General features: G+C 67.0%; 11 protein-coding genes. 4 read left to right on the top strand and 7 right to left on the bottom strand.

Going from position 1 to position 14,573, the window contains the following annotated elements:
- Positions 1–14 precede the first annotated feature (14 nt).
- On the bottom strand, positions 15–2,096 hold the full coding sequence (locus E3T24_RS13655) for a DNA topoisomerase IV subunit B (protein WP_134364878.1): 2,082 nt from the start codon (positions 2,094–2,096) through the stop codon (positions 15–17).
- Positions 2,097–2,268: 172 nt separating this feature from the next.
- On the opposite strand from E3T24_RS13655, the gene E3T24_RS13650 reads away from it, so the two are divergent.
- A complete protein-coding gene (locus E3T24_RS13650; RefSeq protein WP_134364879.1) occupies positions 2,269–2,505 on the top strand; it encodes a hypothetical protein in 237 nt (78 codons plus the stop codon).
- 66 nt (positions 2,506–2,571) lie between these two features.
- On the opposite strand, the gene E3T24_RS13645 is transcribed toward E3T24_RS13650, so the two are convergent.
- From E3T24_RS13645 to E3T24_RS13625, 5 genes are all read right to left on the bottom strand, one after another.
- Entirely contained in the window at positions 2,572–3,300 is a 729-nt protein-coding gene (locus tag E3T24_RS13645; RefSeq protein WP_134364880.1) for a cobyric acid synthase, read from the bottom strand.
- Positions 3,297–4,565: a MurT ligase domain-containing protein gene (locus E3T24_RS13640; RefSeq protein ID WP_134402744.1), complete on the bottom strand. Its 1,269-nt coding sequence runs from the start codon at positions 4,563–4,565 to the stop codon at positions 3,297–3,299. Before E3T24_RS13640 ends, E3T24_RS13645 begins: the two co-directional genes overlap by 4 nt.
- An 8-nt stretch (positions 4,566–4,573) precedes the next feature.
- Positions 4,574–5,902 (bottom strand): RNA polymerase sigma factor, encoded by a 1,329-nt coding sequence (locus tag E3T24_RS13635; RefSeq protein ID WP_134364882.1) that lies wholly within the window; start codon positions 5,900–5,902, stop codon positions 4,574–4,576.
- A gap of 230 nt (positions 5,903–6,132) precedes the next feature.
- A complete protein-coding gene (locus E3T24_RS13630) occupies positions 6,133–7,467 on the bottom strand; it encodes an MFS transporter (protein ID WP_134364883.1) in 1,335 nt (444 codons plus the stop codon).
- 85 nt (positions 7,468–7,552) lie between these two features.
- Entirely contained in the window at positions 7,553–8,476 is a 924-nt protein-coding gene (locus E3T24_RS13625; protein WP_134364884.1) for a PAC2 family protein, read from the bottom strand.
- A 107-nt stretch (positions 8,477–8,583) separates the two neighbouring features.
- Here E3T24_RS13625 and E3T24_RS13620 point away from each other — a divergent pair, with 107 nt between their 5' ends.
- From E3T24_RS13620 to E3T24_RS13610, 3 genes are all read left to right on the top strand, one after another.
- Positions 8,584–10,071 carry a leucyl aminopeptidase gene (locus tag E3T24_RS13620; RefSeq protein WP_134364885.1) on the top strand — a complete coding sequence of 496 codons (1,488 nt, stop codon included), beginning with the start codon at positions 8,584–8,586 and terminating at the stop codon, positions 10,069–10,071.
- Between the two features lie 100 nt (positions 10,072–10,171).
- Positions 10,172–11,542, top strand: coding sequence for a dihydrolipoyl dehydrogenase (gene lpdA / locus E3T24_RS13615; RefSeq protein ID WP_134402743.1), 1,371 nt, complete (start codon positions 10,172–10,174; stop codon positions 11,540–11,542).
- A 69-nt stretch (positions 11,543–11,611) separates the two neighbouring features.
- Positions 11,612–13,054: a 2-oxo acid dehydrogenase subunit E2 gene (locus E3T24_RS13610; protein WP_134364887.1), complete on the top strand. Its 1,443-nt coding sequence runs from the start codon at positions 11,612–11,614 to the stop codon at positions 13,052–13,054.
- Positions 13,055–13,073: 19 nt separating this feature from the next.
- Here E3T24_RS13610 and E3T24_RS13605 read toward each other — a convergent pair whose 3' ends face one another.
- Entirely contained in the window at positions 13,074–14,474 is a 1,401-nt protein-coding gene (locus E3T24_RS13605) for a hypothetical protein (protein WP_134434703.1), read from the bottom strand.
- Between the last annotated feature and the right edge of the window lie 99 nt (positions 14,475–14,573).

Raw genomic sequence — 14,573 nt, 5'->3', positions numbered from 1 at the left:
GTCAGCCGACCGGGTCAGACGTCGATGCGGTCGCGACTGAGCTTGTCGGAGCTCTCAATGATGAACTCCTTGCGTGGGGCCACGTCGTTGCCCATCAGCAGCTCGAAGACGTTCCCGGCCATTTCGGCATCCGCGACCCTCACCCGGCGCAGCGTGCGGTGCGAGCGCTCCATGGTCGTCGTGGCAAGCTGGTCGGCGTCCATCTCGCCCAGTCCCTTATAGCGCTGGATCGGGTCCTGATACCGCTTGCCGCTCTTCTTCAGGCCGGCAAGGACACCCTGGAGCTCCTGCTCCGAGTAGGTGTAGATGGTCTCGTTGGGCTTGGTGCCCGGGTTCATGACCACGACCCGGTGCAGCGGAGGAACCGCCGCGAACACCCGACCCTCGGTGATCATGGGCCGCATGTAGCGGAAGAACAGGGTGAGCAGCAGCGTTCGAATGTGAGCGCCATCGACATCCGCATCGCTCATGATGATGACCTTGCCGTACCGGGCAGCAGACAGGTCGAAGCTCCGGCCGGAGCCGGCTCCGATCACCTGGATGATGGATGCGCACTCCACGTTGGAGAGCATGTCGGACACGGAGGCCTTTTGCACGTTCAGGATTTTGCCGCGGATGGGCAGGAGGGCCTGGTGCTCACTGTCCCTGGCCAGCTTCGCCGTGCCCAGCGCGGAATCACCTTCAACGATGAACAGTTCGCTGGTGGACACGTCGTTGCTGCGACAATCAACCAGCTTCGCCGGAAGCGAAGAACTCTCCAGCGCGTTCTTGCGCCGCTGGGTCTCCTTGTGCGCCCGCGCGGAGATGCGTGACTTCATCTCGGCCACGATCTTGTCGAGCACGACCGCAGCCTGGGTCTTGTCGTCGCGTTTGGTGGACACGAAACGCTCGTTCATTGCCTTGGCGACGACGTTCGCCACGATGGCCCGCACGGCTGGGGTGCCGAGCACTTCTTTCGTCTGGCCTTCGAACTGCGGCTCCGGCAGTCGCACCGTCAGAACCGCGGTGAGGCCGGCCATCACGTCGTCTTTCTCGAGCTTGTCCGAGCCCATCTTGAGGCGGCGCGCATTCAATTCGACCTGGGCGCGCAGGAACTTTAGCAGGCCGGCGTCGAAGCCGGCCAGGTGCGTCCCACCCTTCGGGGTGGCGATGATGTTCACGAAACTGCGCACGACGGTGTCGTACCCGGTCCCCCACCGGAGGGCGATGTCCACGGTGCAGTCCCGCACCAGCTCCGTGGGAACCATCGCTCCCTTGTCCGTCAGAACGGGGACGGTCTCGGAGAAGCTGCCCTGTCCGGTCAGGCGCCAGGTGTCGGTGATCGGGGAATCCGTCGCGAGGTGGTCGACGAACTCGGAAATGCCGCCGTCGAATTTGAATGATTCGAACACGTGGTCTGCGGTGCGCTGGTCGGCGATGTCGATGCCCAGCCCGGGCACGAGGAACGCCGTCTGCCTGGCCCGTTCGAGCAGCTCCTCGGTTTGGAAGGCCGCACCCTTCGTGAAGATCTGCCGGTCGGCCCAGTACCGGACCCGGGTGCCGGTCACGCCGCGTTTGACCTTGCCGATGACTCGGAGTTCGCTCTGGTTCTCGAATGGGGTGAACGGAGCATCCGGACTCTTCTCCCCCGTGTCGGCGAAGATGCCCGGTTCGCCGCGGTGGAAGGACATGGCCCATGTCTTCCCGTCACGGTCGACCTCGACGTCGAGGCGCTCCGACAGGGCGTTCACGACGGATGCGCCCACGCCGTGCAACCCGCCGGACGCGGCGTAGGATCCGCTGCCGAATTTGCCACCGGCATGCAATTTCGTGAAAACGACCTCGACCCCGGTCAGACCCGTTTTGGGTTCGATGTCCACGGGGATTCCTCGTGCCGTGTCGCGGACCTCCACGCTCTCGTCGGCGTGCAGAACGATGTCGATCCCGCTGCCGTAGCCGCCGAGGGCCTCATCGACGGAGTTGTCGATGATCTCCCAGAGGCAGTGCATGAGCCCCCGCGAGTCGGTGGAACCGATGTACATGCCGGGACGCTTGCGGACCGCTTCCAGCCCCTCGAGGACAGACAGATGGCGCGCGGAATAGTCAGAAGAGCTCACAACTTCCAAGAATACCGACTGTGGCCCCTCGGCCTTTCATCAACACTCCTCGGAGGCGGGCTACGCGGTGAGCGAAATAGCGTCCTCCGGGCTCGATTACCGGGCAGGAGCGTGTTTACATTAAGAACAGCAAACATTGGTATCGCTTGGTATCAGTCTGGAGGAGGAAACCATGTCTCAGATCGCCACCGAAAATGGTGCAGTCGGCCAAGAGAAGGCTCCCCACCAGCTCACCGCAGCGGACCGCTGCGACGCTTGTGGAGCCCAGGCCTACATCCGGGTCGTAGTCAACAACAGCGAATTGTTGTTCTGCGCTCACCACGGCCGTAAGCACCAGGAGAAGCTCGCAGCCATTGCCGAGAGTTGGCACGACGAGTCGAGTCGGCTCCTAGAGGACCAACGCTCCTAGAGCGAACGCACGACGAAACAAAGCTACGGCGCAGGAGCATCACGGATGCTCCTGCGCCGTAGCTTTTTACTCCGCCGTGAGCCCCAGGCGCACCGCGATCGGGTTGCGCGCGGCCCGCGCTATCTCGTCTACCGCCACCGTGTGCGCGCCGGGCGTATAGGCGCGGCCGAGGCGGGCCAGCGCGGAGCGCAGCAGGTGATCGGCCAGGCCGGGATTGCGTGCAAGCACGGGACCGTGCAGGTGGGTCCCGACCAGGTTGCCCATGACGAGCCCCTCGAGTCCTCCACCGTTTCCGGTGCCCGACTCGACCCGGCCCAGAGGCGACGCCTCCGCGCCGACATACCCGCGAGCGTGATTCTCGAACCCCACCAGCCGACCGTGCTTCGTGGCGACGATGACGTCATCCGTGGCCCGGGCGGCCAACGGCACGGCGCGCCCGGCCACGATGCCCAGTCCTTCGATCACTGAGCCGTCCGCGAGCTCGATTCCCCAGCTCAGCAGTTCCCACCCGGTGCCGACAGCCAGAACCGGAACGCCCTCGGTCGTCCAGGTGCGCAGGTGCCCGGTCATCGTCGCCAGGATGTCTCGGGCGGTGACGAGGTCGGAATCCGAACCGGAGCCGATCACCACGGCATCGGCCCGCTCGGGCAGGTCGTCGACCGTGCGTACGTCCACGACGTGCGCATCGATGCCGGCCCACCGGCTGCGCTGGGCAAGAACGCGGGCGTTGGCCGCGTCGCCGTTCGTGCCCAGTAGCTCGGGCAACAGGGACACGATCGTCAGTGCCGTCGTCACTCCTGGCCCTCCTTGTTGCTGGCGAGCCCGAGGTGGGCCCGGGTTCGGCGCATCGAGTCCGCGGAGAAGATGATCGTTTTCAGTCCGGCAGCCGGTTTCGGCAGCGCCAGGAAGTCATCGAGCGCCTGGCCCAGGTCCGGCTCGACCCGCTCGACGATCACGTCGTCATAGGCGAGCTGCAGTGCGATGTCCTGCGCTTTGGATCCGGAGGCGATGAGGACGCGGCCGAGTACCGATGTGTTCACGGGCCAGAAGTAGGACGGATCGCGCACGTCGGAGCCGATGGCGATCAGGATCTGCTCTGTCCCGGGTTCCAGGCTGTCCACGTTGAGCTGGAAGCTGGCCGGATTCTGCACGAGGACGAATTCCACCTGTTGGCCGCGAACGGTGACAATCTCGCCGCGGCCGAAGACGGGCGGAATCGTCGAGATTGCCTCGGCGGCCACCCGGGGGTCGAATCGATCGCCCAGGGCTGCCCGGGCGGTGGCGAGAGCAGTCAGGGCATCCACGGCGTAGTGCGTCCCCCGTGAGGGCAACCCGACGGGGTAGTCCTGCCCGGCGATCGCGATGGTGGCGTTGCGGCCGTCGATGTGGGTCAGGAGCATTCCGGACTCCGCGGGGAGCCGGTCGTGAGCGGTGGCGCTGTAGCCAAGCCCGCGCGGGTTGGCCGCCAGCACCTCTGCGGACACTCCGTACCGGGCAACCGACACTCCGGCGCCGAGTCCCGCGGCGAGATCGGCGAGGTACCCGTCGTCGGCGTTGACAACGACCGTCCCGGTGGCGCGGGCCGCGATTTTCGCGAGCATCGCCGCGACCATGTCGGAATCGTGGAATCGGTCGATCTGGTCCACCATCACGTTGGTCAGGGCGACCACGCGCGGAGCGAGAGACCCGGAGATCAGGGCGCCGTGGCCCTCATCCATTTCGAGCACGGCCATGTCCGCGGCGATCCTACCGTTCAGATTCACCCGCTCGAGGAGAGCGGACGTGAGCCCCTGGCTGATATTGGCGGTGGACTGGTTCGTGAAGACGTCGGTGCCGTGCGCGCGCAGGGCCGCGACCAGCATTTTCGTCGTGGTCGACTTGCCACTCGACCCGGTGACGATGATCAGCCCACCGGGAAAGCTGTTCAGCGTCCGCGGCAGGAACCCGGGGGCGACCCGGTTGACCACGAGGCCGGGGACCGCTGATCCCCCGCCGGGTTTACGCCAACGGGCGAGTATCCGCACGACCCGCCCGAGCAGGATCGCCGGTGCATAGAGCACCGGGGTTCCTATTCGAGGTAGTCGCGTAGCGACTGGGACCGCGAGGGGTGGCGCAGTTTCGCCATCGTCTTGGACTCGATCTGGCGGATGCGCTCACGCGTCACGCCGAACGTGTCGCCGATCTGGTCGAGCGTCTTCGGCATCCCGTCGCCGAGCCCGAAGCGCATCCGGATGACGCCGGCTTCACGCTCGGAGAGGGAATCGAGCAGGCTTTCCAGTTGCTTCTGCAGCATGGTGAACCCGACGGCGTCCGCCGGAACGACCGCTTCGGTGTCCTCGATCAGGTCGCCGAATTCGCTGTCGCCATCCTCGCCGAGCGGGGTATGCAGTGAGATCGGCTCGCGACCGTACTTCTGCACCTCGACGACCTTTTCCGGCGTCATATCGAGCTCGCGGCTGAGCTCTTCCGGCGTGGGCTCCCGACCGAGGTCCTGAAGCATCTGGCGCTGGACCCGGGCGAGCTTGTTGATGACTTCGACCATGTGCACGGGAATGCGGATGGTACGGGCCTGGTCGGCCATGGCGCGAGTGATCGCCTGGCGGATCCACCAGGTGGCGTAGGTGGAGAACTTGAAGCCCTTGGTGTAGTCGAACTTCTCGACCGCGCGGATGAGGCCCAGGTTGCCCTCCTGGATCAGGTCCAGGAACTGCATACCGCGACCGGTGTACCGCTTGGCCAGCGACACGACGAGGCGGAGGTTGGCGCCCAGCAGGTGGCTCTTGGCCCGGGCACCGTCTTTGGCCACCCAGAGCAGCTCACGCCCGAGGGCACTCTTCTTCTCCGCGTCGGTCATCTGCGCCATCTTGTCCTCGGCGAAGAGGCCGGCTTCGATCCGCATGGCCAGTTCGACTTCCTCGGCCGCGTTCAGGAGCGCGACCTTGCCGATCTGCTTCAGGTAGTCCTTGACGGGGTCGGCGGTGGCTCCGGTGATCGCGCTGGAGTAAACCGGGACCTCATCGTCATCATCCACGAGGGAAAGGACGAGGGCGCCGCTGGGCAGGGCCTCGGCGGATGCGGCACGCTTCTTCGCGGCGTCGTCTGAATCGTCGTCGGCATCCGTGTCATCGCCGGGGGCGTGCTCGTCGTGCTCGTCGGCCGCCGGCTTTGCCTTGGCCTTCGTGCTGGCGGCCCGCTTGCGCGGAGCTGGCTTTTCTTCTCCGGCGGCCGCTGCTGCTTCAGCTTTTGCCAGCTTGGCGGCGGCAGCCTTGGTCAGCGGCTTCTTCGCAACAGCCTGTGCGGCACCGGTTTCCGGGGTCTGGCCGACTTCAGCCTGGGCCTCTGCCGGCGTGCTCACGGGGGACTCGTCGCCTGGCTCGTTTTTCTTGCGGGTTGCCATTCGAACACCTCTCATGCCGTGGCGCGGACACCTGCGGCGCTGCCTGGTCTGGTTCAGCCGGGTCGATCGGGCAGAACGGGCACCGGGGGCAGTGTGGATTTTGGGCAGTACTTGGACCCATGTCAAGTCCCGGGAGATTTACATTGACACTCATGTCGCTGTTCCCCGGACCAGAAAGGGCCCTATTGACAATTATTGCATGCTTTGTGTATGCGGCAAGCCAGCCGCGCCTATTCAGGTCGCCGTCGTCGGCGCCATGCACGAGCCAGTCCAACCCAGAGCGGAGCCACCTCGATCCCCTCTTCGCGCGACAGCTGGCTACGGGTGCGTGTCCTGGTCCGCAGGAGGAAGACAACCCCGATCCCCACGACCAGAAACTGCACGGAAAAAGCGAGACGGAAGGAATCGAGTGAGTAGAGATCACTCGCCGCTCCCCCGGAAACGCGCCAGGAGTCCTGAAGGTCCAGCAGCAGCCCGACCAGGTAGACCATGACGAAGCTGGCCGTGAACCCGCCCACGTTGACCACCCCGTTCGCCGAGCCGTGGCTGCGCTGGGGATTGAAGGTCCGGGCGAAGTCGAAGCCGATCAGCGAACCCGGCCCTCCGACGCCCAGGGCCACCAGCAACAGCACGATCAGCCAGAATGGCGGCTGCCCCGGCCAAAGCAGCACGGCAGCCCAGGCAACCGCCATGACCGTGACGATGCCGAGCACGATGTTGCTACGGCGCAGCGGGTACCGCGCCGTGAGGATTCCGAGGACCGGACCGAACACCATTCCCGCACCGACCAGGACCATCAGCATCGCGGCGGCGAGGGACGGGTCGTAACCGAGCCCGTAGACCATGAATGGGAAGCCCCAGAGCAGTGTGAAGACCGTGCCGGCGGACTGGGTGACGTAGTGCGACCAGAAACCCAGTTGGGTTCCCGGCCGCTTGAAGCTGTGTTTGAGCTGGGCCAGTGCCTCACCGAGGCTGGTGGGCCTCAACCGGTCGGACGTGCCGGCCGGCTGGTCCCGAATCACCACGATGCCGACGACCAGGGCAACCAGAGCGACGGATGCGGCCGAGAGGAATGCGGGTGTCCACCCCCAGATGTGCAGCACCCAGGCGAGCGGGACTGCCGAGAGCACCTGTCCGAGCTGACCGATGTTTCCCAGCCACTGGGAAAGCTGCGGAACGCTGCGACCGGTGAACCAGGATGAGATCAGCCGGATCATGGAGATGAAGATCATGGCGTCCCCAGCGCCGACAAGGATGCGGCCGACCACGGCGATCGAGATGCTCGGGGCGAGCGCGAGCGTGACCTGTCCGGCGGCCATCAGAGAGGTCCCCGTCAGCACGAGCACCCGCGGCCCGTAGCGGTCGATCAGGACACCCACCGGAATCTGGGCGGCCGCGTAGACCACGAGCTGGACCACGGCGAGGCTGGACAGGAGCGCAGCCGAACCGCCGAAACGGTCGGTCGCCGCGACGCCGGCAATCCCGAGAGACGATCGCTGGAGGACAGCTGAGAGATAGGCGAACGATCCGACGGAGAAGACCAACCAAGACCGACGCGAGTTCATTGCCCCTAACTTACCCGCGCTCGGGGCTGCTCCCGCACGGTCCGGCCTCCTCGAGCTCCGACGGACAGAAGCCTACGCCGTCGGGTCAGGCGAGTGTGCCGTCGTCCCTGCCGCGGCGGGTAGCGAGGAAATTCTCCAATTCCGCCGCGATTTCGTCGGCGCTCGGGAGCTCGCCGGACTCGTCCGTCAGGGGCGAACGCAGCGTGCTGCCCTCCATATAAGCGTCATAGCGTTCTTCGAGTGTGCCGACCAGCTTGGCCAGCTCGGGGTTGTCGTGAACCTGCTCGTCGATCCGGGCCACGAAATCGCGATTCTGCTCGCGCACCTGATCGGTCGGGAAGATCAAACCCGTCGACGCGCTCGTGCTCTCGAGTGCGGACAGTGCGGCCGCGGGGAACTCGGTGTCCGCGAGATAGTGGGGCACCAGGAGAACGAAACCGACGACGGTCGCGCCACTTTCCTGGAGCCGGAACTCGACCAGGTGCAGGGCGTTCGCGGGGACCTGCGTGTGCGGGCGCCACACCGACATGCTCTCGATCAGGTCGGAGCGGTTGCCGCTGACCGTGACTCTGATCGGACGCGTGTGCGGCACGGGCATCGGGATGGCGTGCACCCAGGTGGTCGAGGCCACCGTGAATCGACGCACCAGCTGAAGTACCGCGGCGGTGAACTGGTCCCAGCGGAAGTCGGGTTCGTACCCGGCAAGGAGCAGGAAGGGCTGGCCGATCTCGTCCCGGGCCAGGTAGAGCCGGAGAGCCGGCGGCTGGTAGCCGGTGAGGTGGTCCTGATCGAAGTAGATGATCGGGCGGCGGGCCCGGTAGTCCAGAAGGAGGTCAGGGTGGAAGATGGCGATGACGGTGTGCTCTAGCGTTCCGAGCAGGTACTCCGTGAACTGGGACACCGCTCCCCCGGCATCCGCGAACCCCGTCAGACCCGCGACGAGGTGGAGCCCCTCCGGGACGTTCTCGGCGTCCGCGGTCAGCTCGTAGAGGTCACCAGGATCACGCATGTCGTTAACTCTAAACGTCAGAAACGGAGGCGGGGAGGAATCGACGCTCGGGCCGTGATGCCCAGAGCGAACACGGCCGCGGCGGACGATCCGCGTACCATCGGAAGATGACTGCTCCCCGTCTTACCCTGTCCCCAGCACCCGCCATCGAGTCGGATGCCGACGTCCTCATCGTCGGGGCGCTCCAATCGGGCGACACCGCAACGCTCTACGCCGACCCGGCCTTCGCCGGCCTCGCGGAGATTCTTTCCAGCCTCGACATCACCGGCGCCCGCGACCAGGTTGTCCGCCTGCCTGCATCGATCGGCAAAGCCCGCAGTATCGCCATTGTCGGCATCGGCACGGAAGCCACCGCGGACGCCCTGCGCCATGCCGCGGGATCCGCGGTTCGCCAGCTCACCGGCGTTGCCTCCGTCGCATTCGCCTTCCCGACCCTGACGGCGGAGGGGGCCGAGGCTGTACTCGAGGGCGCAGCGCTCGGTTCGTATTCGTTCACCGCCTACCGTCAGAATTCGCTGGCGGCCACGAAGCTGCCGGCTCAGGAGATCACGGTGCACACCGGCGTCGGCGCGGACGGCGCGGTCGACCGCGTGGACGCGATCACCGAGGCCGTCGGCCTGGTCAAGGACCTGGTCAACATGCCCCCGTCAGACCTGTATCCGGACTCGCTCGCTCGCCTCGCGGTCGAGGCGGCAACGGGCCTCCCGGTCACCGTGCGCGTGTGGGACGAGGAACAACTGGCCGCCGACGGTTTCGGCGGGATCGCCGGCGTCGGCCAGGGATCAACCCGACCGCCCCGGCTCGTCAAGGTCAGCTACTCACCGGAAGGCGCCACGCAGCACCTGGCGCTCGTCGGCAAGGGCATCACGTTCGACACCGGCGGACTCTCCCTGAAGCCGCCGGCGTCGATGGTGGGCATGAAGTACGACATGACGGGCGCGGCCACAGTGCTCGCCGTGACTCTGGCTGCGGCCCGGCTCGGCCTGGGCCTGCGCATCACCGCCTGGCTCTGCATCGCCGAGAACATGCCTTCCGGGTCGGCCATTCGCCCCAACGACGTTCTGCGCATCCGCGGTGGACGCACGGTCGAGGTACTGAACACGGATGCCGAGGGCCGCCTGGTCCTCGCCGACGGCCTCGTCGCGGCCGGAGAAGAAGGCCCGGACGCGATCGTGGACGTCGCGACCCTGACCGGCGCCGCCCTCGTCGCCCTCGGCACGCGGTACTACGCCGCCATGGGGCAGGACGCGCTCGTCGAGCGCGTGCTCGCCGCCGGCAAGTCGGTCGGCGAACTGATATGGCCGATGCCGCTCCCCGAGGAGCTGCGCGCCACTCTGAATTCCGACGTCGCAGACATCGCCAACGCCAAGATCGGCAGCAGCCACGGCGGAATGCTCCTGGCCGGAGTCTTCCTCCAGGAATTCATCGGCACCCGCGGAGTGGGCGAATCCGCGGAGACGATCCCGTGGGCGCACCTGGACATCGCGGGACCGGCACACAACACCGGCAGCGCGTGGGGCTTCACGAATGCCGGCCCGACCGGAATCTCGGTCAGGACACTGCTGCGCCTGGCCGAGGACTTTTCGCGCCCGTAGTACAGTCGAGTGGGCGAGAAAGCTCGCCCACTCTTCGCCTGCCCGGATGCGTCATCTCGCGTCGGGCGGATCGGGTTGTGATGCATAAGGGAGTATCTGGGTGTCGGAACAGAATTTTGACCTTGTCGTTCTCGGCGGCGGAAGCGGCGGTTACGCGGCTGCATTGCGCGCCGTTCAGCTGGGCCTCACGGTTGGTCTGATCGAAAAGGACAAGCTTGGGGGCACCTGCCTGCACGTCGGTTGCATCCCGACGAAGGCGCTGCTGCACTCGGCCGAGGTGGCCGACGTCAGCCGCGAGGCCGCCAAATACGGCGTCAAGACGCAGTTCGAGGGCATCGACATGCCCGCGGTGAACGCGTTCCGCAAAGGCATCGTGGCGTCCAAGTACAAGGGGCTGCAGGGACTGATCAAGTCGCGCGGCATCACCATGATCGAGGGCGAGGGCCGCCTGGTCTCACCGAACACCGTGCAGGTCGGCGCAGACACCATCGTGGGCAAGAACGTCATCCTGGCAACGGGCTCCTACTCGCGCTCTCTGCCGGGACTCGCCATCGGCGGCCGCGTCATGACCAGCGAGCAGGCGCTCGAACTCGACTTCGTTCCCCAGAAGGTCGCCATTCTCGGCGGCGGGGTCATCGGCGTCGAATTCGCCAGTGTGTGGAAGTCCTTCGGAGCGGACGTCACGGTCATCGAGGCGCTGCCCCACCTGGTTCCCAACGAGGAAGAGTCCATCTCCAAGCAGTTGGAGCGCGCGTTCCGCAAGCGCGGCATCGAGTACTCCCTCGGGGTCCGGTTCCAGAGCGTCACCCAGCACGAGAACGGCGTCGTCATCACCCTGGAAAACGGGACCGTCATCGAAGCGGAGATCCTCCTCGTCGCCGTCGGACGTGGCGCGGCGACTGCCGGACTCGGCTTCGAAGAGGTCGGCGTTGCCATGGATCGTGGCTTCGTCCTCACCGATGAGCGCCTCGCAACCAACATCCCGGGTGTCTTCGCCGTGGGCGACATCGTCCCCGGACTGCAGCTCGCGCACCGTGGATTCCAGCAGGGCATCTTCGTCGCGGAAGAAATCGCCGGACTGAATCCGATCGTCGTCGACGACCTGAACATCCCGAAGGTCACCTACTGCGACCCCGAGATTGCATCCATCGGCTACTCGGAAGCCAAGGCGGCCGAGAAGTTCGGCGCCGACCAGATCTCCACCGTTGAGTACAACCTGGGTGGAAACGGCAAGAGCTCGATTCTGGGCACTGCCGGTTCGATCAAGCTCGTCCGGGCCAAGGACGGCCCCATCATCGGTGTCCACATGATCGGCGCCCGGGTCGGCGAACTCATCGGCGAGGGTCAGCTGGTAGTGAACTGGGAGGCTTACCCGGAGGACATCGCCCCGTTCCTGCACGCGCACCCCACCCAGAACGAGGCACTCGGCGAGGCCTTCCTGGCCCTGGCCGGCAAGCCACTGCACGCGTAGCAGCCGAATCTCGGCATTCAGACTCTCAAACTCTAATTACAGACAAATGGCTTTGAAGGAGACAATCGCATGAGCGAATCCGTTAACCTCCCGGCACTCGGTGAGAGTGTCACAGAGGGTACGGTCACCCGCTGGCTGAAGAGCGTGGGAGACCGCGTCGAAGTCGACGAGCCGCTGCTGGAAGTTTCGACCGACAAGGTGGACACGGAAATTCCGTCCCCCATCGCCGGAGTGATCGAAGCGATCCTGGTCCAGGAAGACGAGACCGTCGAGGTCGGAACGCCCCTGGTCACCATCGGAGACGGCTCAGCCGCCGCTGCTCCTGCCGCGGTCCCCGTCGCCGAAGCGCCGGCCCTGGTCGAAGAACCGGCTCCCGCGGCAGAGCCTGCTCCGGTCGAAGCCCCGGCACCGGTGGAAGCATCTGCACCCGTGGAAGCGCCAGCCCCCGTGGAAGCACCGGCACCCGCAGCAGTACCAGCGCCCGCAGCAGCGCCGGTGTTCGCACCGACCCCCGTGTTCGCGCCGTCGCCCGTCGCCGCCCCGGCAGCGGCCCCTGCCGCTCCGCCGACGGCCGCGCCGGCAGCTGAGCCCGTCACGTCCCGCGGATCCCACGCGGGAACGTCCGGTTACGTCACCCCCATCGTCCGCAAGCTCGCGAACGAGGCCGGCGTCGACCTCTCCAGCGTTCAGGGCACCGGTGTCGGCGGCCGCATCCGCAAGGAAGACATCGTTCTGGCTCAGGCCAGTGCCACCACGGGCGCCGTCCCCGCTGCCGCACCGGCCGTCGAAGTATCCGCCCTGCGCGGCACGACGCAGCCGATGTCCCGCCTGCGGAAGGTCGTCGCCGAGCGCGCCGTCATCTCCATGCAGTCGTCGGCACAGCTGACCACCGTCGTCGAGGTCGACGTCACCCGCGTGGCGATTCTGCGGGACAAGGTCAAGGGCGAGTTCCACGCCAAGACCGGCAACAAGCTGTCCTTCCTGCCGTTCTTCGCTCTCGCTGCTGCCGAGGCGCTGCAGGCCAACCCGATCATCAACGCCACGATCGACGGCGACACGATTGTGTACCCGAGCCAGGAGAACATCAGCATCGCCGTCGACACCGAGCGCGGCCTGCTTACCCCGGTCGTTCGGAACGCCGGCGAACTGGACCTCGCCGGATTCGCCGCCCAGATCGCCGACCTGGCGCAGCGCACCCGCGACAACAAGCTGAAGCCGGACGAACTCTCGGGCGGTACGTTCACCCTGACCAACACCGGTTCGCGCGGCGCCCTCTTCGACACTCCGGTGGTCTTCCTGCCGCAGAGCGCCATCCTGGGCACCGGCGTCGTCTACAAGAAGCCGCTCGTCGTCACCACCGACGGGCTCGACGCCATCGCGATCCGCTCCACCGTGTTCCTGGCCCTGTCCTACGATCACCGCATCATCGACGGCGCTGACGCGTCACGCTTCCTCGTCACCATGAAGCAGCGTCTCGAAGCGGGAGCCTTCGAAGCCAACCTCGGGATCTAGTCCCCATCGACGGTTCTGACTAGTCGTCGAAGATCTCCCTGATCCGCCAGCCGGCCTCGCCCTTGACCACAAGGACCGAGGCCGGCTTTCGTTGTGCGTCGGTTGCTGTCAGCGTCACCAGCGCGACGTCTCCGGTTCGGTAGGCGAGCACTGGCGTCCACGATGCCAAACCGATCGCCGCGGCCGCGGCCCCTCCCTGCTGCGCAAGGTGAACCGTGTGAGAGTCGGCGGCCAGCGCCGAAGACTGGGCCTGTTCGGCGCCGTCCAGGCACGCAACGGATGCCGCAGAGAGACACCGGTCGCGCAGCCCCAGCAGCGCCTGGACGGCGGTCACCGGGTCGTCTCCGTTCACCGCGACCCGGTCCGAGGGCGTCAGAGCGGCCGCCGAAGCCGGCACACTCGCAGCGGGCACGACCGGGGGCCCCGGGGCCGACTCGCCCGGACGGGCACCCGTGGCGGGCCGGAGACCGGAAACGGCGACTCCGGCCACGAGAACCGCGACGACCACCCCGGCGAGTGCCGGGCCCCGCCGGGCGCGAAGCGCGGGCCGCAGCCAGGCCCAGAGCCGGACGCCTGCGCCGTTGTCACGGCCGGCGCCCCTGCCCAGGACCGCCAGAACGACGCCGGCTGCCGCCCGCACCGCTGATACGGGCCCGGCGAACCACGGACCGCCCCAGCCCGCGCTCGAAGACCGGTCGGTTCCACCGCCACCGGCCGTGGCGGGCGACGCCCCCGTGACCGGAGCGACGCTTCGAAGGCGCAGGACGGTGACCGCGCTGTCCGGGTCGTGGCCGGGTTCCGCCCCTGACCCCAGACACACCGGTCCGGCGTCGCTCCACGCGAAGAGGCGCCGCTCCAGGTCAGCCAGCCTGGTCGCGCCCGGAACCCGCGGAGCTGCGGCGGCGAACCATTCGGCCAGTTCCCGCGCAGCATGGGTCTGCTCCGGGTCAGGGCCCACCCGGTCCAGCACGATTCGCACCAGGTGGGAGAGACAGCCCGCGGCATCCTCGGTCAGCGCTCTACGGGCAGGACCCGGTTCCGGAAACGCCCGAAGCCCGCCGAGTCCCGCCAGCACGGGGCGACCGCGGGAGTCGAAGAGGATCACGGCCGGGGTCAGCCCGAGATGCACGAGGCCGATCGCCTGGAGCTCCGCCAGCGCGACCACGACGGGAGCCAGGATCGTGACCGCCTCTCCCGGCTCCACCCAGCGCCCGTCGGCGAGGTGACGGCCGAGGCTGCCGCCGGTCAGTAATTCGAGTACGAGGCACATTCGGCCGCCCGGGAGAGTCGCCACGTCCAGGAGCCCCGCGAGGCGCCCCGGGCTGGTCTCGGTCAGGGCTCGGATCTCCCGTTCGATCGACGCGTCGTCCGCTTCCGGCCGAAAGACTTTCAACGCGACAGTCCTGGTCGGGGCGGCCATCTCGCCCTCCTGGGCGGCTCCCCCGAAGCCGCCCAGGAGGGGGCAACGCCGGCGTAGATGTCAGCTCGCTCGCTGGAGGCAAGGCGACGGAGCACCCGG

The sequence above is a fragment of the Cryobacterium sp. TmT2-59 genome (assembly GCF_004403545.1).
Taxonomy (GTDB): Bacteria; Actinomycetota; Actinomycetes; order Actinomycetales; family Microbacteriaceae; genus Cryobacterium; species Cryobacterium shii.
The sequence above is the reverse complement of the archived record's forward strand: the minus strand, read 5'-3'. Positions and strand labels throughout refer to the sequence as shown.

Excerpts from the sequence above, each read along its gene's own strand:
- E3T24_RS13650 (WP_134364879.1), top strand. The coding sequence starts at position 2,269 with ATGTCTCAGATCGCCACCGAAAATGGTGCAGTCGGCCAAGAGAAGGCT.
- E3T24_RS13635 (WP_134364882.1), bottom strand. The coding sequence starts at position 5,902 with ATGGCAACCCGCAAGAAAAACGAGCCAGGCGACGAGTCCCCCGTGAGC.
- E3T24_RS13630 (WP_134364883.1), bottom strand. The coding sequence starts at position 7,467 with ATGAACTCGCGTCGGTCTTGGTTGGTCTTCTCCGTCGGATCGTTCGCC.
- E3T24_RS13625 (WP_134364884.1), bottom strand. The coding sequence starts at position 8,476 with ATGCGTGATCCTGGTGACCTCTACGAGCTGACCGCGGACGCCGAGAAC.
- E3T24_RS13620 (WP_134364885.1), top strand. The coding sequence starts at position 8,584 with ATGACTGCTCCCCGTCTTACCCTGTCCCCAGCACCCGCCATCGAGTCG.
- E3T24_RS13610 (WP_134364887.1), top strand. The coding sequence starts at position 11,612 with ATGAGCGAATCCGTTAACCTCCCGGCACTCGGTGAGAGTGTCACAGAG.
- E3T24_RS13605 (WP_134434703.1), bottom strand. The coding sequence starts at position 14,474 with ATGGCCGCCCCGACCAGGACTGTCGCGTTGAAAGTCTTTCGGCCGGAA.